This window comes from Kosakonia cowanii JCM 10956 = DSM 18146 (genome assembly GCF_001975225.1).
GTDB lineage: Bacteria > Pseudomonadota > Gammaproteobacteria > Enterobacterales > Enterobacteriaceae > Kosakonia > Kosakonia cowanii.
In genome coordinates, this window is sequence record NZ_CP019445.1 from 4,441,549 (window position 1) to 4,466,413 (window position 24,865).

The 24,865-nt window shown below is 55.7% G+C and carries 25 protein-coding genes; 9 read left to right on the top strand and 16 right to left on the bottom strand.

What is annotated here, in order from left to right:
• The 4 genes from nuoC to lrhA all read right to left on the bottom strand — a co-directional run bounded on the left by nuoC (nucleotide 1) and on the right by lrhA (nucleotide 4,593).
• The gene (nuoC, locus tag BWI95_RS21025) at nucleotides 1–1,803 is read right to left on the bottom strand and encodes an NADH-quinone oxidoreductase subunit C/D (protein ID WP_128482496.1); all 1,803 of its coding nucleotides are present in this window, start codon (nucleotides 1,801–1,803) and stop codon (nucleotides 1–3) included.
• Nucleotides 1,804–1,893: 90 nt separating this feature from the next.
• On the bottom strand, nucleotides 1,894–2,568 hold the full coding sequence (gene nuoB, locus BWI95_RS21030; RefSeq protein ID WP_023479723.1) for an NADH-quinone oxidoreductase subunit NuoB: 675 nt from the start codon (nucleotides 2,566–2,568) through the stop codon (nucleotides 1,894–1,896).
• Nucleotides 2,569–2,583: 15 nt separating this feature from the next.
• Nucleotides 2,584–3,027 (bottom strand): NADH-quinone oxidoreductase subunit NuoA, encoded by a 444-nt coding sequence (gene nuoA, locus BWI95_RS21035; RefSeq protein ID WP_034812950.1) that lies wholly within the window; start codon nucleotides 3,025–3,027, stop codon nucleotides 2,584–2,586.
• Between the two features lie 630 nt (nucleotides 3,028–3,657).
• Nucleotides 3,658–4,593, bottom strand: a complete 936-nt coding sequence (lrhA, locus tag BWI95_RS21040) for a transcriptional regulator LrhA (RefSeq protein WP_054803375.1) — start codon at nucleotides 4,591–4,593, stop codon at nucleotides 3,658–3,660.
• Between the two features lie 941 nt (nucleotides 4,594–5,534).
• Between lrhA and BWI95_RS21045 the strand changes: the two genes are divergently transcribed.
• Together BWI95_RS21045 and yfbR are read left to right on the top strand one after the other, a co-directional pair.
• Nucleotides 5,535–6,749: a pyridoxal phosphate-dependent aminotransferase gene (locus BWI95_RS21045; protein ID WP_054803343.1), complete on the top strand. Its 1,215-nt coding sequence runs from the start codon at nucleotides 5,535–5,537 to the stop codon at nucleotides 6,747–6,749.
• A 79-nt stretch (nucleotides 6,750–6,828) separates the two neighbouring features.
• Nucleotides 6,829–7,428 carry a 5'-deoxynucleotidase gene (gene yfbR, locus BWI95_RS21050; RefSeq protein WP_023479739.1) on the top strand — a complete coding sequence of 200 codons (600 nt, stop codon included), beginning with the start codon at nucleotides 6,829–6,831 and terminating at the stop codon, nucleotides 7,426–7,428.
• A 19-nt stretch (nucleotides 7,429–7,447) separates the two neighbouring features.
• Here yfbR and BWI95_RS21055 read toward each other — a convergent pair whose 3' ends face one another.
• From BWI95_RS21055 to yfbV, 4 genes are all read right to left on the bottom strand, one after another.
• Nucleotides 7,448–9,280 carry an SLC13 family permease gene (locus tag BWI95_RS21055; RefSeq protein WP_076770191.1) on the bottom strand — a complete coding sequence of 611 codons (1,833 nt, stop codon included), beginning with the start codon at nucleotides 9,278–9,280 and terminating at the stop codon, nucleotides 7,448–7,450.
• Nucleotides 9,281–9,356: 76 nt separating this feature from the next.
• Nucleotides 9,357–10,016, bottom strand: a complete 660-nt coding sequence (locus BWI95_RS21060) for a sugar phosphatase (RefSeq protein ID WP_076770192.1) — start codon at nucleotides 10,014–10,016, stop codon at nucleotides 9,357–9,359.
• 10 nt (nucleotides 10,017–10,026) lie between these two features.
• Entirely contained in the window at nucleotides 10,027–10,521 is a 495-nt protein-coding gene (locus tag BWI95_RS21065) for a YfbU family protein (protein WP_054803341.1), read from the bottom strand.
• 155 nt (nucleotides 10,522–10,676) lie between these two features.
• Complete coding sequence (gene yfbV, locus BWI95_RS21070; RefSeq protein ID WP_023479712.1) at nucleotides 10,677–11,132, bottom strand: terminus macrodomain insulation protein YfbV; 456 nt, start codon at nucleotides 11,130–11,132, stop codon at nucleotides 10,677–10,679.
• Nucleotides 11,133–11,468: 336 nt separating this feature from the next.
• Here yfbV and ackA point away from each other — a divergent pair, with 336 nt between their 5' ends.
• Nucleotides 11,469–12,671, top strand: a complete 1,203-nt coding sequence (ackA, locus tag BWI95_RS21075) for an acetate kinase (protein ID WP_023479643.1) — start codon at nucleotides 11,469–11,471, stop codon at nucleotides 12,669–12,671.
• A gap of 82 nt (nucleotides 12,672–12,753) precedes the next feature.
• On the top strand, nucleotides 12,754–14,895 hold the full coding sequence (gene pta / locus BWI95_RS21080) for a phosphate acetyltransferase (RefSeq protein ID WP_023479804.1): 2,142 nt from the start codon (nucleotides 12,754–12,756) through the stop codon (nucleotides 14,893–14,895).
• A 216-nt stretch (nucleotides 14,896–15,111) separates the two neighbouring features.
• Here the strand turns inward: pta and yfcD are convergent, their stop codons facing one another.
• The 3 genes from yfcD to yfcF are packed head-to-tail and all read right to left on the bottom strand — an operon-like array spanning nucleotide 15,112 to nucleotide 16,967.
• Nucleotides 15,112–15,660 (bottom strand): NUDIX hydrolase YfcD, encoded by a 549-nt coding sequence (gene yfcD / locus BWI95_RS21085; protein ID WP_054803340.1) that lies wholly within the window; start codon nucleotides 15,658–15,660, stop codon nucleotides 15,112–15,114.
• Nucleotides 15,661–15,714: 54 nt separating this feature from the next.
• Nucleotides 15,715–16,269, bottom strand: a complete 555-nt coding sequence (yfcE, locus tag BWI95_RS21090; RefSeq protein WP_167552475.1) for a phosphodiesterase — start codon at nucleotides 16,267–16,269, stop codon at nucleotides 15,715–15,717.
• Between the two features lie 53 nt (nucleotides 16,270–16,322).
• The gene (gene yfcF, locus BWI95_RS21095) at nucleotides 16,323–16,967 is read right to left on the bottom strand and encodes a glutathione transferase (protein WP_054803374.1); all 645 of its coding nucleotides are present in this window, start codon (nucleotides 16,965–16,967) and stop codon (nucleotides 16,323–16,325) included.
• A 134-nt stretch (nucleotides 16,968–17,101) separates the two neighbouring features.
• Here yfcF and yfcG point away from each other — a divergent pair, with 134 nt between their 5' ends.
• From yfcG to BWI95_RS21120, 5 genes are all read left to right on the top strand, one after another.
• Complete coding sequence (gene yfcG, locus BWI95_RS21100; protein ID WP_054803338.1) at nucleotides 17,102–17,731, top strand: GSH-dependent disulfide bond oxidoreductase; 630 nt, start codon at nucleotides 17,102–17,104, stop codon at nucleotides 17,729–17,731.
• A gap of 39 nt (nucleotides 17,732–17,770) precedes the next feature.
• Nucleotides 17,771–18,667: a TIGR01777 family oxidoreductase gene (locus BWI95_RS21105; protein WP_054803337.1), complete on the top strand. Its 897-nt coding sequence runs from the start codon at nucleotides 17,771–17,773 to the stop codon at nucleotides 18,665–18,667.
• Between the two features lie 65 nt (nucleotides 18,668–18,732).
• Complete coding sequence (locus BWI95_RS21110) at nucleotides 18,733–19,305, top strand: hypothetical protein (RefSeq protein WP_076770193.1); 573 nt, start codon at nucleotides 18,733–18,735, stop codon at nucleotides 19,303–19,305.
• A gap of 68 nt (nucleotides 19,306–19,373) precedes the next feature.
• Entirely contained in the window at nucleotides 19,374–19,871 is a 498-nt protein-coding gene (locus tag BWI95_RS21115) for a GNAT family N-acetyltransferase (protein ID WP_054803335.1), read from the top strand.
• Nucleotides 19,837–20,439 carry a hypothetical protein gene (locus tag BWI95_RS21120; RefSeq protein WP_232374399.1) on the top strand — a complete coding sequence of 201 codons (603 nt, stop codon included), beginning with the start codon at nucleotides 19,837–19,839 and terminating at the stop codon, nucleotides 20,437–20,439. Before BWI95_RS21115 ends, BWI95_RS21120 begins: the two co-directional genes overlap by 35 nt.
• A gap of 103 nt (nucleotides 20,440–20,542) precedes the next feature.
• Here BWI95_RS21120 and hisP read toward each other — a convergent pair whose 3' ends face one another.
• The 5 genes from hisP to argT all read right to left on the bottom strand — a co-directional run bounded on the left by hisP (nucleotide 20,543) and on the right by argT (nucleotide 24,637).
• Nucleotides 20,543–21,316 carry a histidine ABC transporter ATP-binding protein HisP gene (gene hisP / locus BWI95_RS21125; protein WP_042712051.1) on the bottom strand — a complete coding sequence of 258 codons (774 nt, stop codon included), beginning with the start codon at nucleotides 21,314–21,316 and terminating at the stop codon, nucleotides 20,543–20,545.
• Nucleotides 21,317–21,323: 7 nt separating this feature from the next.
• A complete protein-coding gene (locus tag BWI95_RS21130; RefSeq protein WP_023479676.1) occupies nucleotides 21,324–22,040 on the bottom strand; it encodes an ABC transporter permease in 717 nt (238 codons plus the stop codon).
• Nucleotides 22,037–22,723, bottom strand: a complete 687-nt coding sequence (locus BWI95_RS21135) for a histidine ABC transporter permease HisQ (protein WP_023479875.1) — start codon at nucleotides 22,721–22,723, stop codon at nucleotides 22,037–22,039. Before BWI95_RS21135 ends, BWI95_RS21130 begins: the two co-directional genes overlap by 4 nt.
• Nucleotides 22,724–22,806: 83 nt before the next feature.
• A complete protein-coding gene (gene hisJ / locus BWI95_RS21140; RefSeq protein WP_054803333.1) occupies nucleotides 22,807–23,589 on the bottom strand; it encodes a histidine ABC transporter substrate-binding protein HisJ in 783 nt (260 codons plus the stop codon).
• A 265-nt stretch (nucleotides 23,590–23,854) separates the two neighbouring features.
• Nucleotides 23,855–24,637: a lysine/arginine/ornithine ABC transporter substrate-binding protein ArgT gene (gene argT, locus BWI95_RS21145; RefSeq protein ID WP_076770194.1), complete on the bottom strand. Its 783-nt coding sequence runs from the start codon at nucleotides 24,635–24,637 to the stop codon at nucleotides 23,855–23,857.
• Between the last annotated feature and the right edge of the window lie 228 nt (nucleotides 24,638–24,865).

Below are 24,865 nucleotides of genomic sequence, written 5' to 3' on the forward strand. Positions count from 1 at the left end.
TTAGCGGTCCACATCTGACATAACAAAATCGATACTACCCAGGTAGACAATCAAGTCTGAGACCAGGCTGCCGCGGATTGCCGCCGGAATTTGCTGCAGATGCGGGAAACTCGGCGTACGAATACGGGTACGGTAGCTCATGGTGCTGCCGTCACTGGTAAGGTAGTAACTGTTGATACCCTTGGTTGCTTCAATCATCTGGAAGGATTCGTTGGCCGGCATCACCGGGCCCCACGATACCTGCAGGAAGTGAGTAATCAGGGTTTCGATATGTTGCAGCGTGCGCTCTTTCGGCGGCGGCGTGGTCAGCGGGTGATCCGCTTTGAACGGCCCTTCCGGCATATTGTTGAGGCATTGCTCAAGAATGCGCAGGCTCTGGCGCAGCTCTTCCACTTTCAGCATCACGCGGGTGTAGCAGTCGCTGACGCCACCGCCGACCGGGATTTCGAAGTCGAAGTTCTGATAGCCGGAGTAAGGGCGCGCTTTACGCACGTCAAAGTTGATGCCGGTAGCACGCAGGCCTGCGCCGGTGGTGCCCCACTCCAGCGCCTCTTTCGCGCCGTAAGCGGCAACGCCCTGGGCACGGCCTTTCAGAATGGAGTTACGCAGTGCGGCTTTCTCATAGGAAGCCAGACGTTTCGGCATCCAGTCGAGGAATTCACGCAGCAGGCGATCCCAGCCGCGCGGTAGATCGTGCGCGACGCCGCCGATGCGGAACCAGGCCGGGTGCATACGGAAACCGGTGATCGCTTCCACCAGATCGTAGATTTTCTGACGATCGGTAAAGGCGAAGAAGACCGGCGTCATCGCGCCGACGTCCTGAATAAAGGTAGAGATATAGAGCAGGTGGCTGTTGATGCGGAACAGCTCAGAGAGCATCACGCGGATCACTTCCACGCGTTCCGGCACGGTAATGCCTGCCAGTTTCTCGACCGCCAGTACGTATGGCATCTCGTTGACGCAGCCGCCGAGGTACTCAACGCGGTCGGTATAAGGAATGTAGCTGTGCCATGACTGGCGTTCGCCCATCTTCTCCGCGCCGCGGTGGTGATAACCGATATCCGGCACGCAGTCGACGATCTCTTCGCCATCAAGCTGCAGGATGATGCGGAACGCACCGTGCGCAGAGGGGTGGTTTGGACCGAGGTTAAGGAACATGAAGTCCTCGTTGTCGGTGCCGCGCTTCATGCCCCAATCTTCCGGCTTGAAGGTCAGCGCTTCCATCTCCAGATCCTGCTTGGCTTTGGTCAGCTCAAACGGATCGAATTCGGTGGCGCGCGCCGGGTAGTCTTTACGCAGCGGGTGGCCGGTCCAGGTCTGCGGCATCATGATGCGCGTCAGATGCGGGTGGCCATCAAAAGTGATACCAAACATCTCCCAGGTTTCACGCTCATACCAGTTAGCGTTCGGGAAGAGTTTAGTGATAGTCGGCACATGCAAATCGTTTTCTGCGAGGGCCACTTTCAGCATGATGTCGCTGTTACGATCAATCGACAAGAAGTGGTAGAAAACGGAAAAATCCGCGGCGGGCAGACCGGCGCGGTGTGTGCGTAGACGCTCGTCCATGCCGTGAAGATCGAACAGCATGACGTAAGGCTTCGGTAATTTCTTTAAGAAATCGACCACTTCCAGTAACTGCTCACGCTTCACCCAAACGACGGGTACCCCGGTGCGGGTCGCCTGAACGGAAAAGGCATCCGGCCCAAAACGGTTGCGCAATTCGCCAATGACCGGATCATCCAGATGATCCCGGGTCTGCCATGGGGCTTCTTGCGCAGTTAAATCGGTCATATTTTTCACCATTGCAAAGGGTCCGTGGTGACTGTGGGGCAGCGCGTCGCGTTATTGGATTATTGAAATGCGACGCTTTTTACCCTTGCCCACAGGCGCAAATTAAATCTCGTCCGGCGAACGCAGGTTGGTGACGGCAATACGTTCACCGCGTTTACGTTCACGCTCTGACTGCATATTGGCGCGATACACGCCCTGATCGCCAACCACCCAGGAGAGCGGACGACGCTCCTTGCCAATCGACTCCTGCAGCAGCATCAGCGCCTGCATATAGGCTTCAGGACGCGGCGGGCAGCCAGGGATGTAAACATCCACCGGGATAAATTTGTCGACGCCCTGCACAACGGAGTAGATGTCGTACATACCGCCAGAGTTTGCGCAGGCACCCATGGAGATAACCCATTTCGGCTCCAGCATCTGGTCATAGAGGCGCTGGATAACCGGTGCCATCTTGGTGAACGGCGTACCGGCAACGACCATCAGGTCAGCCTGACGCGGCGAGGCACGCAGTACTTCTGCGCCAAAACGCGCCACGTCGTGCACGGCGGTAAACGAGGTCACCATCTCGACGTAGCAGCAGGAAAGGCCGAAGTTGTACGGCCAAATAGAGTTCTTACGACCCCAGTTAACCATATCGTGCAGGACATTTTCGAGCTTGCCCATGTAGACGCTACGGTTGATCTCTTGTTCCAGGGGGTCAGTTACGATCTCCTGTTTTTGCAGGGGGTAACGGTCGTTCTCACCGTTAGGATCTATGCGGGTGAGCGTATAATCCATCTTATTGCCTCGCGGTTAGCGTTGACTGTCAGTGTAGCTGTTGGTCTCAGGGTTAACCTGCGCGCGGCGCGAACGCACCGGCGTCCAATCGAGCGCGCCAATACGCACCAGATAAACCAGACCAGCCAGCAGCACTAAGATAAAAATTGCGGCTTCGGCAAATCCCACCCAGCCACTCTCACGAATGGACGTAGACCATGCGTAGAGATAGAGCGCTTCGACATCGAAGATGACGAAGAACATGGCGACCAGATAGAACTTGGCGGAGAGACGTAAGCGAGCGGAACCGACGGAGTCGATACCAGATTCGAAAGGTACGTTTTTGTGCCTTGCGCGCGCGCGTCCGCCCAAAAACCGACCGCCGACCAGCATCAGGCAACAGAGGCCGATGGCGACAATAAGAAAGACAGCGAATGCCCAGTGATGAGCGATGATTTCAGTGGATGTTGACATACGCATTGCTTAACTCAAAAGGTAGCGTTAAAACCTCTGCTCTTGCTGGCAGATGACGCCACATCGATTCACGGGGAGGAATAAAAAACCACATACTTACTGTGCAAAAAGCTGAAAAACAGCTAAATGATGTGGGTTTTTACTCCTTTCTATAACCTTTTGTCAACTTTAACAAAAGTTTCCTCACATTAGTTTACATCGGCAGCAATCCATTAACATTTAGTGCCGTTTTATTGACCAGCAACAACTTTTCCTGCGGCAAAATCCGGTGTTGAATCGAGTCCGTTGTGGAGGATTACAAAAATTACCCTCCTATTTTGACAGGATTTACCCAGGATTCCTCCCCCTCTGCGGAGGTATTTTTTTGATCTGAGACACGCTTTTGTTAATTCATACAATGATTCGGCAACAATCTTGCTTGATTTTTAACATGAGCAGAGGGCATGAAAGACTATAGATGATAAAGGGGGATTGTGCTGTGAGGTGGATTAACAGATTGAAAGAAATAATGATTTAGAGCGGGAATAATTCAGATGCTTATTATTTGTGCAAAAAATGGCCCACTGTGATGGTTTCTCTCATCAGTGGGCCATTTTTACACTTACAAATTGTTACCAGTTTGCGGCGAAATGTTAGCTAGAAATCGCCATCAACCAGCAGCTGTTCATCTCCCCCTTCCGGAGTAGATCCTTTGTAGTGCCAGGGATCGCGATAGTGCTCCATGGCATCGAAAATCACCTGCGCCAGCTCGTTCCCGCTGTTCGGGTTGCGCGAGAGCAGATATTCCGTTTCCGGCAAGGCCGGGAAGCCTTCAGCATGACTTAGTACCCGCAGGTCAGGACTCATCATCTCGACCGGTCGCGCCGTGACGCCAAGGCCTGCTTTAACGGCTGCTTTCACCGCCGAGAGCGTTGAGGCCACATAGGCCATGCGCCATGGAATCTCGGCTTCATTAAGCGCGTTAAGCACCATATCGCGGAACGGGCTCGGCTCATCCAGCAGGACCAGCGGCACCGCCTCCCCTTTTTGCAGCACATACTCCGCCGCGCAATACCAGAGCGTCGGTGAGGTGCGCAGCGTTAAATAGTCAAACGGCTTGACACGATGCGTGGTCACCACCAGATCAACTTCATCCTCCTGAAGCTGATCGCTGCTCATCGGATTGCGTTTTACCCGCACATCCAGCGCCAGCTTTGGATAGACCGAGCTAATACGATTAAGCAGGAACGGCAGGATCGTATCGGCGGACTCATCTGACGCACCAATAGTTAATACGCCCTGCAAATTGCTGAACATTAACGAGGTGCAGGCTTCGTCATTAAAGCGCAGGATCTTTCTCGCATAGCCTAAAAGCTGAATACCGTGCTCAGTCAGCAATTTATTGCGGCCATGACGGGCGAACAGCTCTTTTCCCACTAGCTGTTCAAGGCGCTGCATTTGCTGGCTTACAGCGGATTGCGTACGGCAAACCGCCGCAGCGGCGGCTGCAAAAGTGTTTAAATCCGCGACTGCAACAAAGGTTCTCAGCAGATCGAGGTCGAGATTCAGTATCGGACGATTTGCATTTATCATCATTTTTCACTTACGGGTTGCTCGCGTTGCGTGCCCCGGGTTTATGCTGTGTTCATAAGATTAAGTAAGTCCATTTAAAAAGCGCATCCTGCACTGCCATTGCCGATGAAGCCAGGCAATGTGTGTGATGTTTTTGTTCGCCACCTGATGCAAGCAGAACTCAACGTCTTTTATTTGGCAAACATCCCGCTCGGGGATATATAAACCAGCCAAATGGTGTTGATGCATTTAAAACGCGTCTTTCGCGGCGAATACCGATTTAACATCGCGCGTCGCAGATAAAGGTGAACCCAACAGAGGCTCTGAAGTAAAAAAAGAGTAATAGCAATTAAGTAAAATTAAGAATTCAACCTTACTGAACTCAGGGCTTTGCCCCTGAGCGCCCTTTCAGGCTGTCTGAGTTTACCCCAAAACCTTTTTATTTATAAGCGTTAATACGAATTATCTTAAATTCTTAAAATGTCAGTACGAAAAAATGAGACATATAAATATTAGTGATGGTCATAGTTACTATTCTCAATATTAAATAGCGAACGGTTCTGGAAATGGATCTCTTTAATAGAAATTAACATTATCTTCACAGCAACAAAGCGGGATGCTAACCGTTACTTTATATCTCCTCTTTATACACTCGATCTCATCTCTATTGTCCTGCCGAAGGTAGCAAAAAATTAAATCCCGCACTGGGGGAAGGGTTCCATGCGGTGAAAAATATCATTAACAGATATTTAACTGAAACTTATTACTATCAGTTTGTGATTAGTTAGCATGGAAAAGAGTAAAAGCGAACATTTAATAGTTAAAAGATCGTTAAAGGCAACTGCCCGGCCTGGCAAAATCTTCTCCTGTTAACCCTTCAAAACAGGCGGGCGTGGGAGTACATTGTTCCGTATTCACTTCCACGGCAGGGAGTGGCGATTCCAGTAAAAAGGCAAAGGTTCATGTCCTCCATCGAAAAATCCAGCAAGTTAGATAACGTCTGTTATGACATCCGTGGCCCGGTTCTTAAAGAAGCAAAGCGTCTGGAAGAAGAAGGCAACAAAGTTCTCAAACTCAACATCGGTAACCCTGCCCCGTTCGGCTTCGAAGCCCCGGATGAGATTCTGGTCGATGTGATCCGCAACCTCCCTGGCGCCCAGGGCTACTGCGATTCAAAGGGGCTCTACTCTGCCCGTAAAGCGATCATGCAGCACTATCAGGCGCGCGGCATGCGTGAAGTCACCGTCGAAGATATCTATATCGGTAACGGCGTCTCTGAGCTGATCGTGCAGTCGATGCAGGCGCTGTTGAACAGCGGCGATGAGATGCTGGTCCCGGCGCCGGACTATCCGCTGTGGACCGCGGCAGTGTCGCTCTCCGGCGGCAAAGCGGTGCACTACCTTTGTGATGAATCCGCCGGCTGGTTCCCGGATCTGGACGACATCCGCGCCAAAATCACCCCGCGCACGCGCGGCATTGTGATCATTAACCCGAATAACCCGACCGGCGCAGTCTACTCAAAAGAGCTGCTGCTGGAGATTGTCGAGCTGGCACGCCAGCACAACCTGATTATTTTCGCCGATGAGATCTACGACAAGATCCTCTACGACGAAGCGCAGCACCACTCTATCGCCGCGCTGGCACCGGATCTCTTCACCATCACCTTTAACGGGCTGTCGAAAACCTACCGCGTGGCTGGTTTCCGCCAGGGCTGGATGGTGCTGAGTGGGCCGAAAAAGCACGCCAAAGGTTATATCGAAGGGCTGGAGATGCTCGCCTCAATGCGCCTGTGCGCCAACGTGCCGGCGCAGCATGCGATTCAGACCGCGCTCGGCGGCTATCAGAGCATCAGCGAATTTATCGTGCCCGGCGGGCGTCTCTATGAGCAGCGCAACCGCGCGTGGGAGTTGATTAACGACATTCCCGGCGTCTCCTGCGTAAAACCGAGCGGCGCGCTCTATATGTTCCCGAAAATCGACGCGAAACGTTTCAATATTCTGGATGACCAGAAGATGGTGCTCGACTTCCTGCTGCAGGAGAAGGTGCTGCTGGTTCAGGGCACCGCCTTCAACTGGCCGTGGCCGGATCACGTGCGCATCGTCACCCTGCCGCGCGAGGACGATCTGGAAATGGCGATCACCCGCTTCGGGCGTTTCCTCTCCGGCTATCATCAATAATTGACCCTGGGGGAAGGTTTGCATCTTCCCCCACTCTCTGCGCACAATGGTTCCAGTCGCATTCAAGACAAGGTTAACTATGAGTCAGAGTCACTTCTTCGCCCACCTCTCCCGCCTGAAACTGATCAACCGCTGGCCGCTGATGCGCAATGTGCGCACCGAGAATGTCTCCGAGCATAGCCTGCAAGTGGCGATGGTCGCGCACGCGCTGGCAGCGATCAAAAACCGCAAATTTGGCGGCGCGCTCAACGCAGAGCGCATTGCGCTGCTGGCGATTTATCACGATGCCTCTGAAGTGATCACCGGCGATCTTCCGACGCCGGTGAAGTACTTCAACTCGCAGATTGCCCAGGAGTACAAAGCGATTGAGAAGATCGCCCAGCAGAAGCTGGTGGAAATGGTACCCGAAGAGTTGCAGGATATTTTCGCCCCGCTGATTGATGAGCATCACTACAGCGAGGAGGAGCGATTAATTGTTAAACAGGCGGATGCGCTCTGCGCCTACCTGAAGTGCCTCGAAGAGCTTTCCGCCGGCAACAATGAGTTTCTGCTGGCCAAATCGCGGCTGGAGAAAACCCTCGAGGCCCGGCGCAGCCCGGAGATGGACTACTTTATGCAGGTGTTTGTGCCGAGCTTCCAGCTGTCGCTGGATGAGATCAGCCAGGATTCGCCCTTATAACAAGGGCGAACACGCCCGTTTAAAAGGGAAACAGCATCGGGATCATCACCACGCACACCATCATCACCAGCAGCGTAAAGGGCACACCGAGTTTGATAAAGTCGCTGAACCGGTAGTTGCCCGGCCCTAATACCAGCGTGTTCACCGGCGATGAGACCGGTGTCATAAAGGCGGCAGAGGCAGCCATCGCCACCATCATCGCGAAGGGATAAGGCGAGACGCCCATCGATTTCGCCGCCGCCAGCGCAATGGGTGCCATTAAGACGGCCGTGGCGGTATTGGAGATAAACAGCCCTATCGCCGCGCACATCACAAACAGACAGATCAGCATCAGGTGCGGGCCATAACCCCCGCCCAACTCCATCAGCCCTTTGACCACCAGATCGACGCCGCCGGTTTTTTGCAGCGCCAGTGCAAAAGGCATCATGCCAACAATCAGAATGATGCTCGGCCAGTGGATCGCTTTATAGGCGCTCTCGGCGTCGATGCAGCGGAATTTCCCCATTAGCATGCAGGCGATAATGGCGGCAATCGGATTGGGAATATCGTCGGTCAGCATCAGCGCAACCATCAATACCAGGCAGAAAATCGCATGCGGCGCCTGGCTGTGCGCTGGCGAAGCCGCGCTCTCTTCAACGGGCAGGTTCAGCACCACAAAGTCGCGGGCGTGTCCGGCAAGCTGGCTGATTAACTTCCAGTTACCGACCACAAGGAAAATGTCACCAAGTTGCAGCGGCTCGTCAGTGACCGCCCCTTCCAGCGCCACGCCATTGCGCTTCAGGCCCACCACGTTCAGACCGTAGCGGGTACGAAAACCGATTTCGCGCACCGTTTTGCCCAGCAGTTCGGAATCGGGGATCAGCGAGACTTCCGCCATGCCGACATCCAGCGCCTGGTCGGAGAAGTACTCCCCGCGCAGGATCATTGGCTCCAGTTGCTGCTCGACGCAGAACTGGCGCAGATCGACATCCGAAGAGGACATATCAATCAGCAGCACGTCACGGGCGCGAAACTCCGAGACGCCATTAACGTTAACAATCACCCGGCGAAAACGCCGCCAGCGCTCAACGCCGATAACGTTGGCACCATAGCGCTCACGCAGTTGCAGATCGTCGAGGCGCTGACCAATCATCGGCGAGCCGGGGCGAATAGCTAACCGCCGCGCGCGGCCCGCCAGGTGATACTCGCGGATCAGATCGCGAAACGAGCGCCGCTTCCAGCTCTCGCGCTGGGCGTCGCTCCCCTCCGCCTTCAGCGTAAAGCGCATCAACAGCATATAGACGATGCCGAGCAGCAGGATAACCAGGCCAAGCGGCGTAACGCTGAAAAAGCCAAACCCCTCCAGCCCTTCGCGCAGCAGTTCGCTGTTTACCACCAGGTTTGGCGGCGTCGCCACCAGCGTCATCATGCCGCTAATCAGCCCGGCGAAGCTGAGCGGCATCATTAACCGCGACGGCGAGACCTGCATGCGCAGCGAGACGCTCAACACCACCGGGATGAAAATCGCCACTACGCCGGTCGAACTCATAAAGGCCCCCAGCCCGGCGACAGTGATCATTAGCAGGACCAGCATTTTGGTTTCGCTGCTGCCCGCCATCGTCACCAGCCAGGCGCCCATATTGGTTGCCACGCCGGTGCGCACCAGCCCGTCGCCGATAATAAACAGCGCGGCAATCAAAATAACGTTTGGATCGCTAAAACCGGAGAGTGCTTCGGGAAGCGTCAGGGTGCCGCTCAGCACAAAAGCGACAATGACAAACAGGGCCACTGCGTCCATGCGCACTTTGCTCGTCGCAAAGAGCACCACGGCAATACCCAGCAGAGAGAGAACCCAAATCAATTCACCGTTCACAACCTGTCCTTGTTTGTTGAGAGTGGTAAAAGAGTGCCATAAAAAAACCCCACCGGGGTGGGGTTACATCATTGAATCAGGCTTTTAGATCGACGCTGACGATGCCGTCATGCTGTTTTGTGACGCTTATCGCCTCGAGGCTGGTCAGCGAGAAGTCGACCTTCTCAAGCCCCGGTGAACCCGGCGGCACATTGACCGCAATCACGTGACACCCGGCGGCGAGGCCGGAGAGCACGCCCGCAGCTGCATCCTCGACTACCACGCAGGTTTCCGGTGCCAGCCCTAACAGCTCAGCACCGAGCAGGTAGGCATCCGGTTCAGGCTTGCCATGCTTCACCTGTTCTGCGGTGACAAAGACTTTCGGCATCGGCAAACCGGTCGCGCGATGGCGGGCATGGGCAACCGGCACCGAGCCGGAGGTGACAATGGCCCACGGAATCGCGGAGGCATCCAGATGCTGAAGCAGTTCAATCGCGCCCGGCAGCGGCGTAATACCGTTAGTGTCTGACGCTTCTATCTCCTCAAGGCGGGTAAATTCAGCCGCAATCTCCGCTTCTGAGGCACCCGCCATAAAGTGACGCAGTGAGGTGATGGCCTGTTTGCCGTGAATAAAATTCAGCACCTCGTCATGGCTAATGCCAAAGCGATCGGCCCAGCTGCACCAGGCTCGCTCAACGGCGGGGAGTGAATTCACCAGGGTTCCATCCAGATCAAACAGAAAGCCTTTGCACTGCACGTTCACCTCCTCAGGCGTTGAGAATTTGATTAATTTCGTTACTGCTCAAGTGGTACTGGCGCGGGCAGGCGTGCCACACGCTCAGCATACGCTGGTATTTATCCCACATCGGCGTTTGTGCATTAAAGCCGTGGGTACCGGCATCAAAATGGGTATAGCGCCCTTCAATATTAACCATAAAGCGCACATACCCGAGGTAGCGCGCTTCGGTCGCGGCGTCGAAGCCGAGGAAAGTGACGCGACGCTCGTCAATGGTGGCGTTATCTTTCATATTGGTCCAGGAGACGTGGAGTGCGTGATACATCTCCATGATATCGATGATGTTGCGGCACGTTTCCTCTTTCAGCTCGCCGAATTCGCGATCCAGCTCGCGCATCTGCAAACCATATCCCCGTTCGACAATGGTTTGCAAACGGCGATAACGCTCCGCATTGGCCGGGTCCATCATGGTCATCATCTTGTATTGATTGGATAAGATCAGACGTTGGGCATTGGTCATTTCCATCTTCGACTCCTGTGGCACTTCGGCGCAGTAAAATAAGTTGGCCTCAGTCTACCTGTGAGTAAAAGGTGCTTTCTTGATTTGCCGGGGGTGTTGCGCGTATCTACCAAAAAAGAAAGCATCCGGGGATGCTCTCTTCTTATCAATCACGCACAACTTTACAGCTCATCAAGAAAGGTTTTATCCAGCTGCTTAAAGGCGCGCTTAAGGGTATCCGCCAGCGCCTGGTAGTCCGGCTTGCCTTCAACCGGTGCCAGCGCCTGGCCCGCCTCCTGCAACTTACCGCGCACTTCATAGAACCAGTTCAGAATCGAGGGCGGCAGCGGCGTGACCGAGCGCTTGCCGAGCCACCATAACCCCTGCATTGGCAGGCTCAGGGCAAACAGCGCGGTGGCGACAGCCGGGCCGAGCTGCCCGCCGAGGGCGATTTGCCAGCAAAGCGTGAAGATTGCCAGCGGCGGCATAAAGCGAATCGCGTAGCGTGTCGCGCGAATGGTACGGTTCTCTACAAACATGGGAGCGAGGCGTTTTTCCATAGGCCAGGTCTTCGCATAGTGCTGACCCCGGCGAAATAAACTGAAGAAACTGACGGGTCGAATCTCAGGATTTGACATGGCTTTACCTCAACTTCACGTATAAAAATTAAAAATTTTATGCAAAACAACAACTGTGAATGACAACGTTAAAATTTTTTGTCAATCCCACCTGCTATCGGGTATTCTGTGGCGGCCTTTACCAGGCCTTAGACGAATAGGTTTGAGTCGTCAAATAATAAGCTCATTATGCCACTGTCTGAAAATTGCGCAAAATAGCTTAAAATTTTAACTATTCTTTCATCGTGTCAGAAAGTTCTCTCGACATGATGTTAATCATAAATGTCAGCGTCAACCTGCGCTACGCTGTGCGACTCACTGACCTTTTTTAGCCACGTATCATAAATAGGTACTTCCATGTCGAGTAAGTTAGTACTGGTTCTGAACTGCGGTAGCTCCTCACTGAAATTCGCAATTATTGATGCTGTTAACGGTGAAGAGTACCTCTCTGGTTTAGCCGAATGTTTCCACCTTCCTGAAGCACGCATCAAGTGGAAAATGGATGGCGGTAAACAAGAAGCGGCTTTAGGTGCAGGTGCCGCTCACAGCGAAGCGCTTAACTTTATCGTTAACACTATTCTGGCACAAAAACCAGAACTGTCTGCTCAGCTGACCGCAATCGGTCACCGTATCGTCCACGGCGGTGAAAAATACACCCGTTCCGTGGTGATCGATGAGTCTGTGATCCAGGGTATTAAAGATGCGGCCTCTTTCGCCCCGCTGCACAACCCGGCTCACCTGATCGGTATCGCCGAAGCGCTGAAATCCTTCCCGAGCCTGAAAGAGAAGAACGTTGCCGTGTTTGACACCGCGTTCCACACCACCATGCCGGAAGAGTCCTACCTCTACGCCCTGCCGTACAAACTGTACAAAGAGCACGGCGTTCGTCGCTACGGCGCGCACGGCACCAGCCACTTCTATGTAACCCAGGAAGCGGCAAAAGTGCTGAACAAACCGGTTTCTGAACTGAACATCATCACCTGCCACCTCGGCAACGGCGGTTCTGTTTCCGCTATCCGTAACGGCGAGTGCGTCGATACCTCCATGGGTCTGACCCCGCTGGAAGGCCTGGTAATGGGTACCCGTTCTGGTGATATCGACCCGGCGATCATTTTCCATCTGCATGACACCCTGGGCATGAGCGTTGAAGCGATCAACAAAATGCTGACCAAAGAGTCCGGCCTGCTGGGCCTGACCGAAGTCACCAGCGACTGCCGTTATGTAGAAGATAACTACGAAACCAAAGAAGACGCGAAGCGCGCGATGGACGTTTACTGCCACCGCCTGGCGAAATACATCGGCTCTTACACGGCGCTGATGGATGGTCGTCTGGACGCGGTGATCTTCACCGGCGGTATCGGTGAAAACGCAGCGATGGTACGCGAGCTCTCCCTGGGCAAACTGGGCGTGCTCGGCTTCGAAGTTGACCACGAACGCAACCTGGCTGCCCGTTTCGGCAAGTCTGGTTTTATCAACAAAGAAGGCACCCGCCCGGCGATCGTTATCCCGACTAACGAAGAGCTGGTGATTGCGCAAGACGCAAGCCGCCTGACTGCCTGATAGCTTACCCACACCGCCAGCCAACGCTGGCGGTGCTGTTTTGTAACCCGTCCGCTTCGACGGTAACGAAAGAGGATTAACCGTGTCCCGTATTATTATGCTGATCCCTACCGGAACCAGCGTCGGCCTGACCAGCGTCAGCCTTGGCGTGATCCGTGCTATGGAACGCAAAGGCGTTCGTCTGAGCGTCTTTAAACCGATCGCCCAGCCACGTGCGGGCGGCGATGCGCCTGACCAGACCACCACTATCGTGCGCGCCAACTCCGGGCTGCCGGCGGCTGAACCGCTGAAAATGAGCCACGTCGAGTCGCTGCTCTCCAGCAATCAGAAAGATGTGCTGATGGAAGAGATCATCGCCCGCTACCACGAAAGCAGCAAAGACGCTGAAGTGGTGCTGGTTGAAGGCCTGGTCCCGACCCGTAAACACCAGTTCGCCCAGTCCCTGAACTTCGAAATCGCGAAAACGCTGAATGCGGAAATCGTCTTCGTCATGTCCCAGGGCACTGACACGCAGGAGCAGCTGAAAGAGCGCATCGAGCTGACGCGCAACAGCTTCGGCGGCGTGAAAAACAGCAACATCACCGGCGTTATCGTCAACAAACTGAACGCCCCGGTTGATGAGCAGGGCCGTACGCGCCCGGATCTCTCTGAGATCTTTGATGACTCCTCAAAAGCAAAAGTGGTGCATATCGATCCGGCGCAGCTGCAAGAGACCAGCTCTCTGCCCGTGCTGGGCGCGGTGCCGTGGAGCTTCGATCTCATCGCCACCCGTGCGATCGATATGGCGCGCCACCTGAATGCGACCATCATCAACGAAGGCGACATCAAAACCCGCCGCGTGAAGTCCGTCACCTTCTGTGCGCGCAGCATTCCGCACATGCTGGAACACTTCCGTCCGGGCTCGCTGCTGGTGACCTCTGCCGATCGTCCTGACGTGCTGGTTGCTGCCTGCCTGGCGGCGATGAACGGCGTTGAGATTGGTGCCGTGCTGCTGACCGGCGGCTACGAGATGGAAGAGAGCGTGCGCAAGCTGTGCGAACGCGCGTTTGCCACCGGCCTGCCGGTATTTATGGTGAACACCAACACCTGGCAGACCTCCCTGAGCCTGCAGAGCTTCAACCTGGAAGTGCCGGTTGACGATAACGAGCGTATTGAAAACGTGCAGGAGTACGTTGCCCGTTACATCAACGCGCAGTGGATCGACTCCCTGACCGCCACCTCCGAGCGCAGCCGTCGCCTCTCGCCGCCAGCCTTCCGTTACCAGCTGACCGAGCTGGCGCGTAAAGCGGGCAAACGCGTCGTACTGCCGGAAGGCGACGAGCCGCGTACCGTGAAAGCGGCCGCTATCTGTGCCGAACGTGGTATCGCGACCTGTATCCTGCTGGGCAACCCGGATGAGATCAATCGCGTTGCGGCAGCACAGGGTGTTGAGCTGGGCGCCGGTATCGAAATCGTCGATCCGGACGTGGTGCGTGAAAGCTACGTCGCTCGCCTGGTTGAGCTGCGTAAGAGCAAAGGCATGACCGAAGCCGTGGCGCGCGAACAGCTGGAAGACAACGTGGTGCTCGGCACGCTGATGCTGGAGCAGGATGAAGTTGACGGCCTGGTTTCCGGTGCGGTTCACACCACTGCGAACACCATTCGCCCGCCGCTGCAGCTGATTAAAACTGCGCCGGGCAGCTCGCTGGTCTCCTCCGTGTTCTTTATGCTACTGCCGGAACAGGTTTATGTTTACGGTGACTGTGCAATCAACCCGGATCCGACCGCTGAGCAGCTGGCCGAGATCGCGATTCAGTCCGCTGACTCCGCGACCGCGTTCGGCATCGAGCCGCGCGTGGCGATGCTCTCCTACTCCACCGGCAACTCCGGCGCGGGTAGCGACGTTGAGAAAGTGCGTGAAGCGACTCGCCTGGCGCAGGAAAAACGTCCTGACCTGGTTATCGACGGTCCGCTGCAGTATGACGCCGCGGTCATGGCGGATGTGGCGAAATCCAAAGCGCCGAACTCGCCGGTTGCCGGTCGCGCTACCGTGTTCATCTTCCCGGATCTGAACACCGGTAACACCACCTACAAAGCGGTACAGCGCTCTGCCGACCTGATCTCCATCGGGCCGATGCTGCAGGGTATGCGCAAGCCGGTGAACGACCTCTCTCGTGGCGCGCTGGTAGACGATATCGTCTACACCATCGCTCTGACCGCGATTCAGGCGTCCCAGCAGCAGTAAGATGTCGGATGGCGGCTGCGCCTTATCCGACCTACGGTTTGATAAGCTTCTCCGCCACCAGACAAAAAAGGCGACCTTCGGGTCGCCTTTTTTATACTGAGCAGTGTAGGCCGGATAAGCGCAGCGCCATCCGGCAAAAAACACACCCTCCGCAGCCGCAAACCGGCAATAAAAAAGCGACCCTTAAGGTCGCTTTTTTCTGCAAAGCAAAAGAGGTTACTCCGTCTCCTGCTCGCGCTTTTCCACATCATTGCTGGCGTTACGGCTCATCCACAGCGCCAGCGCTTTCAGCGAATCATCGGTAAACTCGTCGCAGCGGGCGGTGATCTCTTCCGACGTCATCCAGAAGACCTCACTCACCTCCTCTTCCTGCAGGGCAAACGGCCCATGGGAGACGCAGCTGAACAGCCCGCCCCACACCCGACAATGCTCATCTTCAAAGTAGAACTGACCATGCTCGGCAAACGGTACGCCGGCAATGCCCAGCTCCTCTTCCGCTTCGCGGCGCGCGGACTCCAACAGGTTTTCACCCGCCTGCACCACGCCGCCCGCGGTGGCGTCCAGCTTACCGGGCATAAAGTCTTTTAGCTCGGTACGACGCTGCACCAGAATATTGCCCATCCCGTCATGCACAACAATATAGGTTGCGCGATGACGCAGGCACTGCGCGCGCATTTGCTCCCGGCTGGCCTGAGCAATCACCTCATTGTCTTCGTTGACAATATCTACCCATTCCATGCCTGCAAAATGACTCTGTTCCACCATCGGGACATCTTCTCTTTATGGCGCTCTTACGGCGCGTTTCGGTTGACGGGTAAATTACGGATTAATCGCAACCTGCGCAATAACCCGCTGATCATTAAGTGCGATAACACGTAACATATTCTCTTCCAGCATGCCGTAGCTGGCGGCAAACCCACCTTTCGGGATAGAGACCGAGCCGGGGTTGAAGTGCACAATCTCACCACGCTTCTCGGCAACCGGAATATGGGTATGCCCATACACCAGCACATCGCCTGCTTCCAGCGGCGGAATATTCTCCGCGCCGAAGAGATGGCCGTGGGTCAAAAACAGGCGGCACGCGGGTAATAAAACCTGCTGCCAGGGCGCGGTAATGGGAAAGCGCAGCAGCATCTGATCCACTTCGCTGTCGCAGTTGCCGCGCACGGCGATAATCCGGCTGGCCTGCGTATTGAGCCGTTCTGCCACCTGCGCCGGATTATACCCCTCCGGCAGCGCGTTACGCGGCCCGTGATTAAGTACATCGCCAAGCAGAACCAGCCAGCGGGCGCCGCTTTGCGCGAACCGTTCCAGTATGCGTTCCGTCGCGGGCAACGACCCGTGAATATCCGATGCAAACATCAGTTTCATCACTGCACCTCTTTGAAAAAAAAACGCCCTTATGATACCGGAACGCGAACCGCTTATCAGCCCGCGCGCTTAGCGGAAAGTGCAACATAGCGCTGAACCGAGGAGCGCTGCCACTGGAAGGTCGCGTACTCCGCTAAGCGTTCCGGCACCGGGTCACCGTGCATCACCAGCCGGTTAAGCATCAGAGCGAGATCGACATCGGCAATGCACCATTCGCCAAACAGGTTCGGCTTGCCGTGTGCCAGCAATTCACCCGCGATGGTAAACAACTTATCGGCGCTCGCCTGGCCTGCTTCGCTGAGCGGCGCTTTTTTCGCCCCGGCAAACACCACATCCGTTGAGCGCGCTTCACGGATCGGCAGCAGATCGCTGCGCAGCCAGGCCTGCACCTGCCGCGCGCGGGCGCGGTTCTCGCGGTCATGGGGATAGAGACGCTCCCACTCCGGCGGCGCAAAACGCTCGTCGAGATATTCGGTAATCGCCGAGGACTCGCTCAGCACAAAGCCATCAATCTCTAAGGAGGGAACACGTTGCGTCAGACGAAAGCCGGGCCAGCCCGCGCTATGCTGCGCGCCGCTCGCCAGATCGACAGTTTTCAGCGTGAAGGGCAGCGCCTTTTCATGCAGGGCAACGTACGCCGACAGCACATACGGGGAGAAGTACTCATTGTCAGACCACAACGTGATTGCCGGTTCGCTCATAACATCCTCGTTTAGCGGGTAGGTTTTGTCCAAAATATAGCCTCTTCTGCCGTCTGTCACTCGCGGAAAACGCTGTCATTACCGGGAACACCTATACTTAACAGGCGACGCCCATTCCGCTCACAGGAGTTTCGATGATAGACCTCTATTTCGCCCCGACACCGAACGGCCATAAGATCACGCTGTTTCTCGAAGAGGCCGGGCTGCCGTATCGTCTGATCCGCGTAGATATTAGTAAAGGCGAGCAGTTTCGCCCGGAATTTTTAGATATCTCACCGAATAATAAGATCCCGGCGATTGTCGATCATGAACCCGCCGACGGCGGCGCGCCGCTCAGCCTGTTCGAATCGGGCGAGATCCTGCTCTATCTGGCAGAAAAATCCGGCCAGCTCCTGAGCGGTGAACTGCGCGAGCGTCATGTCACGCTACAGTGGCTATTCTGGCAAGTAGCGGGACTGGGGCCGATGCTCGGGCAGAATCATCACTTTAACCACTTCGCGCCACAGCCGGTGCCCTATGCCATTGAGCGCTACCAGGTGGAAACGCAGCGGCTCTACCAGGTGATGAATAAACGTCTTGAGCAGGTGCCATGGCTGGCGGGCCAGCACTACAGCATTGCGGATATCGCTGCCTGGCCCTGGATTAACTCCCACGCGCGCCAGCGTATTACGCTTGAGGATTACCCGGCGGTCTTTAACTGGTTTGAGCGCATTCGCACGCGCCCGGCCACCGAGAGTGCATTGCAGAAAGCGCAGCTGCCATAAGCTGCGCGTTTTAAGGATAATCACGCTTCGGAGGGAAGCATGAAGATACTCGTTACTGGCGGTACTGGCCTGATTGGCCACCATCTGATCCCCCGTCTGCTGGAGCTGCACCACAGCGTAACGGTGGTCACGCGAAATCCGGCCAAAGCGCAGCAAAAGCTTGATGCCCGCGTCAGCTTGCTGAAGGGGCTTAACGATCTTACGGATCTCAACACCTTTGATGCGGTGATCAATCTTGCGGGCGAGCCGATTGCTGATAAGCGCTGGACCGAGGAGCAGAAACAGCGCTTATGCAACAGCCGCTGGCAGATTACGCAGCAACTGGCGGATCTGATCAAAGCCAGCGACAACCCACCGCAGGTGCTGATCTCCGGTTCCGCCTGCGGCTATTACGGCGATCTCGGCGAAGTGGTGGTAACAGAACAGGAGCCGCCGCATAACGAGTTTACCCATAAGCTCTGCGCGCGCTGGGAGCAGATCGCCTGCGAAGCGCAAAGCGACCGCACCCGCGTCTGCCTGCTGCGCACCGGCGTGGTGTTGACGCCGAAAGGCGGCATTCTCGGCAAGCTGCTGCCGCTCTTCCGCCTTGGTCTCGGCGGGCCGATTGGCTCGGGTCGGCAATATATGGCCTGGATCCATATCGACGATATGGTCAACGCTATCCTCTGGCTGCTGGATAACGATCTGCGCGGGCCGTTTAATATGGTCGCGCCCTACCCGGTGCGTAATGAGCAGTTCGCTCATGCGCTTGGCCATGCCCTGCATCGCCCGGCGTTTATGCGCGCGCCCGCCACGGCCGTGCGCCTGATGATGGGGGAATCCTCGGTGCTGGTGCTCGGCGGCCAGCGCGCGCTGCCTAAACGCCTGCAAGAGGCCGGGTTTGCCTTTCGCTGGCACGATCTCGAAGAGGCGTTGACGGATGTGGTAAACACATAAATTTTGTCGCCTTGAGCCTGGGATGATGGTGGTAAGCTACGCCTTTTGAAGCAAAAGGGCTGCCATTGACCAGGTCGCAAAAAATCCGTCTCTTCGCACTCTGTCTGCTGCTTCTGATATGGGCGCTGTGGATGTGGGAGAGCACCCGACTGGGCGTCACGGTTTTTATGCGTGACGATGCGCCCGATACGCCAGTGCTGCTGGCGGTTGCCCTGCTGACTGGCCTCTGGTGTGGCTGGCGCAGGGCAGTACGCGGTGAGGCGAGCGCATTTAACGCATTAGCCCCGTGGCAGCTTTTCCTCTGCGTCGCGGCCTTTGTTGGCGTCACGCTGCTTAATGTGCCGGAAGGCTGGGTGCGCCTGACCGCAGGCGAAACGATAAGGAGCGAGGTAACCTTTCGCCTCACCTACCCCGGCCCTTCGCTCGGGCGTAAAAGCCACTGCGAAGCGGGCCTACGCATTGACGATGCATGGCTCGGGCGGTTGGTCACGCTGTGCACCCACACAGAGAGCGTGCCGCGCGACGCCAGCTCGGTGCAGGTCGAAAAACGCACCGCTGCACGCGGTGCCTGGTTTACCCGCTACCGTTTTATCGCTGAGAATGGCAAAACCTACGCCTGGCAGCCTGCTACCCCCTAATTTTTGTGGCACTCGCGCGCGCCTTTGCAGTGCTAAGCTTCTTCGTTTGATTCTCACAAGGATGCGTCATGACGTTGCAGACCCCCCGTTTTACCCTGACGCCGTTTCAGGCGTCTGACTGGCCCTTCTTTTTGCAGATACGTCAGGATAAAAGCGTGATGCGCTATATGGCGGAGATCGCCTCTGAAAGCCAGATCCGCACCCTGTTTGAAGATCGGCTTAACGATCCGAATGCCTTTGTGATCCGCGATGAACAGGGTCATGCAATTGGCGATGTCGGCCTGCGTCCGAGCCCACATCTTTTGCAGGAAGCGGATGTCGGCTACTCAATCCTGCCTGAAGCGCAAGGCCAGGGCGTGGCCTCAGAAGTGCTGGCGGTACTCTGCGACTTCGCTTTTCGTGAGCGCGATATTCACGCCCTTAACGCGTGGGTGCTGTCGGACAACCTCGGCTCGGTGCGGGTGCTGGAGAAGAGCGGTTTCACGCGCGTACAGGTGCTGGAGCAGGCCTATTTGCTGCGCGGGAAATATTATGATGACTGGATCTATCGCCGTGAAAAGCACTAAGAGGATGTTCAAATCAGCCAAAGCGAAAGCCACTCTCGGGGTTGTGATCTTCTTTTTGTGGGTGATATGGCTGCTTTTCTCCAGCGGTTTTAGCCACAAGGTCTATCTGAAAAACGGTGAGCCGGATCCCTGGATTATCCTGATCGTTGCCGTGCTGGTGGGATTGTTGGCGGCCTGGCGCGGCCCCTTTACGACGCTGCGCAATAAGCTGCTTTGTTTTGTTGTCCTGTGTTTGCTTAGCCTCGCAACCCTGTGGAACGTGCCGGAAGCGTGGGTAAAGTTTACCGCAAGCGAAATAGTAGAGAGGGAGGTGACCTTTACTATTGGTCACCCAGGCCCGCCCATCACCCGCACCAACCGTTGCCCGGCGGGGCTGCGCTTTTATGATGCGTGGTTAAACCGCCCGATTGAACTCTGCACCCGCGACGCGCTTGTGCCGCCTGGCGCGCGAACGGTTCAGCTTGAGAAGCGGGTCTCCGCACGTGGGGCGATATTTACCCATTACCGTTTTATTTCCGCCTCGGGCATTCCGCAAGGCTGGTGGCCGGTTAATCGCCCGGATAAGTGACAGTGCGACGGTGCAGTGCCGGATGGCGGCGTTCGCCTTATCCGGCCTACAACTGCACTCCCCCGTAGGCCTGATAAGCGCAGCGCCATCAGGCAATCATGGCTTACTTCAGCGATCCCTTGAGGAACTGCTGCAAGCGCAGGCTTTTCGGGTTGCCGAACAGCTCATCTGGCGTGCCCTCTTCTTCAATTTTGCCCTGATGGAGGAAGATCACGTGGCTGGAGACATCGCGGGCAAAGCCCATTTCGTGGGTAACCACCACCATGGTTTTCCCCTCTTCTGCCAACTTCTGCATGATGCGCAACACTTCACCCACTAGTTCCGGGTCGAGGGCTGAGGTTGGTTCATCGAACAGCAGCACTTCCGGCTCCATCGCCAGCGCACGGGCAATCGACACGCGCTGCTGCTGGCCGCCGGAGAGATGCACCGGATACTTGATCTGCTGCATCGCATCGATACCCACTTTCGCCAGGTATTTTACCGCCCGCTCGCGCGCCTCCTGCTTGCTCAACCCCAGCACCTGAATCGGCGCTTCCATCACGTTCTCCAGCACCGTCATGTGGCTCCACAAATTGAAGTGCTGGAACACCATCGTCAGGCGCGTGCGCAGCAGACGCAGCTGATTCTTATCGGCGACTTTCAGCTGGCCATCTTTGTCGCGCACCAGATTGATATTCTGCCCGCTCACCACAATGGTGCCTTCGCTCGGTTTCTCAAGGAAGTTGATGCAGCGCAGGAAGGTGCTTTTGCCGGAGCCGGAAGAGCCGATGATGCTAATCACATCCCCGGCGTTAGCCCGCAACGACACGCCTTTCAGAACTTCATGCTCGCCGTAGCGCTTATGCAGATCGGTAACGTTTAATTTATTCTCAGACATCATGCTCTCAGTGCGTCGAAGAGGGCTTCATATGCTGTAAAAAGCGCTTTTCCGCCCGGCGGAAGAGGCTAATCAGAACATACGAAATAATGAGATAGAGCACCGCCGCGATACCAAACGCCGTAAAGGGCTGGTAGGTGGCGGAGTTAATATCACGGGCGATTTTCAGCAGATCCGGCACCGTCGCGGTAAAGGCCAGCGCCGTGGAGTGCAGCATCAGGATCACCTCGTTGCTGTAGGCCGGCAGCGCGATACGCAGCGCCGAAGGCAAAATAATGCAGCGGTACATTTTAAAAGATGAGAAGCCATACGCCCGCGCCGCTTCAATTTCACCGTGCGGCACCGAGCGGATCGCCCCGGCGAAAATCTCGGTGGTATAGGCGCAGGTGTTGAGCGTCAGCGCCAGCACCGTACAGTTGAGGCCGCTGCGGAAAAAGGCGTTTAACAGCTCGGTGCCTTTTACGATCTCCAGCGTGTACATGCCGGAGTAGAAGACCAGTAGCTGCACATAGAGCGGCGTGCCGCGAAAGATATAGGTGAATAACCAGATCGGGAAACAGATAAATTTGTTGCTGGAGACGCGCCCAATCGCGAGAAACAGCGCCAGTATGCCGCCCATCACCACAGAAGCGATCAGCAGCCATAACGTAATCGCCACGCCGGTAATGCGGTAGCCATCGCTCCAGAGCAGGGATTGCCAGTACTCCTGAATAATCTCAATCACAGGTCGGCCCTCTTCACACCCACCGAGTAGCGGCGTTCAAGCAGCAGCAGGACGCCGTTGGAGGCCGTGGTAAAAATGAGATAGATCGCGCCGCAGACAATGGCGAAGTAGAACGGCTCCCAGGTGCTTTTGCCGGCGAGCTGGGTCGCTTTCACCACATCTTCCAGCCCGAGTAAGGAGACCAGCGCCGTCGCTTTCAGGATCACCTGCCAGTTGTTGCCGATGCCCGGCAGCGCAAAACGCATCATCGCCGGAAACAGAATACGGCGGAACACCTGGCGGCCGGTAAAGCCAAACGCCGTCGCCGCTTCAATCTGCCCTTTCGGCACCGCCATAAAAGCGCCGCGAAAGGTTTCGGTAAAGTAAGCGCCGTAAATAAAGCCGAGGGTAATGATACCGGCCACCATCGGATCGATATCCAGCTGCGCCATGCCGAGCGCGTCGGTAATGGCGTTAAGGGCAATTTGCAGGCCGTAGAAGATAAGCAGCATCAGCACCAGATCGGGCACGCCGCGAATAAGGGTGGTGTAACCTTCAAAAATCAGCGCCAGCGCGCGGCTTTTGGAGAGCTTTGCGCCTGCGCCCGCCAGGCCAATCAGCACCGCCAGCACCACGGAGCTGAGCGCCAGCTCGAGGGTCACCAGCGCGCCCTGGAATATCACTTGAGAAAACCCGTGCAGCATGCAGCCTGTCCTGTCGTGTGTGGTGTTTGCCGTGTCTCTTCCCCTCCCTTGCGGGAGGGGTCGCACGTTAATAGGGTGTGGGATTAACCACCGTAAACATTAAAATCGAAATACTTTTTCGCCAGCTTGTCGTAGGTGCCGTCAGCACGCATCTCGGCGAAAGCTTTATTCAGCGCGTCACGCAGTTCGCTATCGCCTTTACGCACGCCCATGCCGGTGCCGACGCCAAACAGCTTCTCATCTTTAATCGACGGCCCGCCGAATTTATAGGCTTTGCCCATCGCGGTTTTCAGGAAACCTTCGCTGGCAGCCACTTCATCCTGGAACGCCGCGTCAATACGGCCTGCGGTCAGGTCGGCGTAGATATTGTCCTGGCCCTGATAGGAGACGATTTCGACTCCTTTCGGTGCCCAGTGAACATTACCGTAGGTCTCCTGGGTGGTGCCCTGCAATACGCCGATGCGCTTGCCTTTCAGCTTGTCCAGCTCCGGCTGAATGTCAGAATCTTTTGCTACCACCAGGCGGGAATCCGCCGCGTAGAGTTTGTCGGTGAAGTCAATCTCCTGCTGGCGCTTTTCAGTGATCGACAGCGAGGACATAATCGCGTCGATTTTCTTCGCTTTTAACGAAGGGATCAGCGCGTCCAGCGGGTTCTCAACGAACACACACTGCGTATTAATGCGCTTACAGAGCTCTTTTGCCAGATCGATATCAAAACCGACCAACTCACCCTGCGCATTTTTTGATTCAAACGGGGCATAAGTAGGATCGGTACCGATACGTAATTTTTGCGGGATTGCAGCAAATACAGTAGAGACGCTGGAAACAGCGAGCACCAGAGAAAGGGAGAGCACCAATTTTTTCATCATTATCCTCAACAGACTGTCTTTCCTAAGGGAATTCTCACAACTTAACGGTGCGTTATCGTGCCATCATCTCCCCCGGCAAGGCAAAAGATAAACGCGGCAGGATAACTTTTTTTGCAATCTGAGTGCGTAGCTATGCAGCGCTGCACTATTGTGATGCAGCCACTGCACCACGCTGGAACAGACACCGTTTGCTGCACCATGCCGCGAAAGGCGCATGGCGCACCGTTTTCCCTCACGGCCCGCTGGCGCAGGCCATACAGCCTTACTCGCCGTAGACGTTAAAGTCGAAATACTTTTTGGCAAGCTTGTCGTAGGTTCCATCTTTACGCAGCTCGGTAAAGGCTTTGTCGAATGCCGCTTTCAACTCGGTATCATCTTTACGCAGGCCGATCCCGGTGCCGTCGCCAAAGTACTTTTTGTCTTTCACCGACGGGCCAGCAAAAGCAAACTCTTTGCCCGCAGGCTGTTTCAGAAAGCCTTCGCTGGCGGCCACTTCATCCTGGAATGCCGCATCGAGACGACCGGCAGCCAGGTCAGAGTAGATCTGATCCTGGTTCTGGTAGGCCACCACGTCGATACCTTTACTGCGCCAGTTATCGTTGGCGTAACCTTCCTGCGTTGAGCCTTGCAGCACGCCGACATGTTTACCTTTCAGCGACTCCAGTGTCGGCTTGATAGGCGAGCCTTTGGCTGCAATCAGGCGTGAATCCGCCGCGTAGAGCTTCTCGGAGAAGGCGATCTCCTGCTGGCGTTTTTCGGTAATGGAGAGCGACGAGATAATGGCGTCAATCTTCTTCGCTTTCAGCGAGGGGATGAGGGCATCGAAATCGCTGCCGACCCAAGTGCATTTCACCTGCATGCGTTTGCACATCTCATTACCAACATCGATATCAAAGCCCACAAACTCCCCTTTGGCATCTTTCGAGGAGAAAGGTGCATAGGTGGCATCGGTGCCGATACGGACTGTCTGGGGAAGCGCTGCATAAACGCTGGCGGTGGCGGAGAGCCCCAGCAGTAAAGACAGAGCGAGGACCGTCTTCTTCATACATTACCCTCAAGTGTGCTGTTTTTTTATTGTGTCATGTGTTGTGTTGCAGCCAGTAGCCTTGCACGTCTTATGCCACTTTCCCGAGGGCCAAATGATGCGGCGCGGGAAATGTTAATAAAACGTTGCAGATTGACCGTTGTGATGAAAGATAGCAGGTCTGCGGAACGAACCGCAGCAGTAAGCGGGGGAAAAGAGGATTAAATGTTGAGGATATGATCGCGCTTA

Bases quoted from the DNA above. Each gene is read 5' to 3' on its own strand.
- nuoC (WP_128482496.1), bottom strand. From the start codon at position 1,803: ATGGTGAAAAATATGACCGATTTAACTGCGCAAGAAGCCCCATGGCAG.
- nuoB (WP_023479723.1), bottom strand. From the start codon at position 2,568: ATGGATTATACGCTCACCCGCATAGATCCTAACGGTGAGAACGACCGT.
- nuoA (WP_034812950.1), bottom strand. From the start codon at position 3,027: ATGCGTATGTCAACATCCACTGAAATCATCGCTCATCACTGGGCATTC.
- lrhA (WP_054803375.1), bottom strand. From the start codon at position 4,593: ATGATAAATGCAAATCGTCCGATACTGAATCTCGACCTCGATCTGCTG.
- BWI95_RS21045 (WP_054803343.1), top strand. From the start codon at position 5,535: ATGTCCTCCATCGAAAAATCCAGCAAGTTAGATAACGTCTGTTATGAC.
- yfbR (WP_023479739.1), top strand. From the start codon at position 6,829: ATGAGTCAGAGTCACTTCTTCGCCCACCTCTCCCGCCTGAAACTGATC.
- BWI95_RS21065 (WP_054803341.1), bottom strand. From the start codon at position 10,521: ATGGAAATGACCAATGCCCAACGTCTGATCTTATCCAATCAATACAAG.
- yfbV (WP_023479712.1), bottom strand. From the start codon at position 11,132: ATGTCAAATCCTGAGATTCGACCCGTCAGTTTCTTCAGTTTATTTCGC.
- ackA (WP_023479643.1), top strand. From the start codon at position 11,469: ATGTCGAGTAAGTTAGTACTGGTTCTGAACTGCGGTAGCTCCTCACTG.
- yfcD (WP_054803340.1), bottom strand. From the start codon at position 15,660: ATGGTGGAACAGAGTCATTTTGCAGGCATGGAATGGGTAGATATTGTC.
- yfcF (WP_054803374.1), bottom strand. From the start codon at position 16,967: ATGAGCGAACCGGCAATCACGTTGTGGTCTGACAATGAGTACTTCTCC.
- yfcG (WP_054803338.1), top strand. From the start codon at position 17,102: ATGATAGACCTCTATTTCGCCCCGACACCGAACGGCCATAAGATCACG.
- BWI95_RS21105 (WP_054803337.1), top strand. From the start codon at position 17,771: ATGAAGATACTCGTTACTGGCGGTACTGGCCTGATTGGCCACCATCTG.
- BWI95_RS21115 (WP_054803335.1), top strand. From the start codon at position 19,374: ATGACGTTGCAGACCCCCCGTTTTACCCTGACGCCGTTTCAGGCGTCT.
- BWI95_RS21120 (WP_232374399.1), top strand. From the start codon at position 19,837: ATGATGACTGGATCTATCGCCGTGAAAAGCACTAAGAGGATGTTCAAA.
- hisP (WP_042712051.1), bottom strand. From the start codon at position 21,316: ATGTCTGAGAATAAATTAAACGTTACCGATCTGCATAAGCGCTACGGC.
- BWI95_RS21135 (WP_023479875.1), bottom strand. From the start codon at position 22,723: ATGCTGCACGGGTTTTCTCAAGTGATATTCCAGGGCGCGCTGGTGACC.
- hisJ (WP_054803333.1), bottom strand. From the start codon at position 23,589: ATGAAAAAATTGGTGCTCTCCCTTTCTCTGGTGCTCGCTGTTTCCAGC.
- argT (WP_076770194.1), bottom strand. From the start codon at position 24,637: ATGAAGAAGACGGTCCTCGCTCTGTCTTTACTGCTGGGGCTCTCCGCC.